Source organism: Massilia sp. TSP1-1-2 (assembly GCF_049896185.1).
Lineage (GTDB): Bacteria > Pseudomonadota > Gammaproteobacteria > Burkholderiales > Burkholderiaceae_D > Telluria_A.
The window spans coordinates 1-738 of the sequence record NZ_JAFCTU010000169.1; the positions used below are offsets into that span (position 1 = coordinate 1).

Genomic DNA, 738 nt, shown 5'->3' on the forward strand with positions numbered 1-738 from the left:
GCCCGACGAAGAAGTCGGCCCGCCGGTGGTGCAGATTACGGGCCTGTGGACCAAGTTCGGCCGCACCGTCGTGCACCAGGACTTGAACCTTGAAATTTTTGCCGGCGAGATCCTGACCATCGTGGGCGGCTCCGGCACCGGCAAGACGGTGCTGCTGCGCCAGATGCTGGGTCTGGAGCGCCCCGCGCGCGGCTGCGTCAAGGTGTTCGGCGAAGACATCAGCGAAGCCGACGCCGAACAGCTGCAGCGCATGCGCAACCACTGGGGCATGCTGTTCCAGCAGGGCGCGCTGTATTCGGCGCTGACGGTGTTCGACAATATCGCCCAGCCGCTGCGCGAACTGCGCGCGCTGCCCGAAGACGTGATCTACGACGCCGTGCTGCTCAAGATGCACATGGTGGGCCTGGGCATCGAACACGCCAACAAAATGCCGTCCGACCTGTCGGGCGGGATGATCAAGCGCGCCTCGCTGGCGCGCGCGCTGGCGCTGGAGCCGCAACTGCTGTTCCTGGACGAACCCACCGCCGGCCTGGACCCGGACCTGTCCGACGCCTTTGTCGCGCTGATCCAGTCGCTGCACCGCGAACTGGGACTGACCGTCGTCATGGTCACGCACGACCTGGACACGCTGTTTGCGCTCACCACGCGCGTGGCCGTACTGGCCGAAAAACATGTGATCGCCGTGGGACCCACGCGCGACGTACTCGAAGTGGACCATCCGTTCATCAAGCAGTTCTT

General features: G+C 65.2%; 1 protein-coding gene. It reads left to right on the plus strand.

Translation table 11 applies throughout. The features are described 5' to 3' along the window. Positions 1-25: 25 nt before the first annotated feature. The coding region (locus tag ACP7BV_RS27525; RefSeq protein ID WP_426108089.1) for an ABC transporter ATP-binding protein at positions 26-738 on the plus strand (713 nt) is incomplete at its 3' end.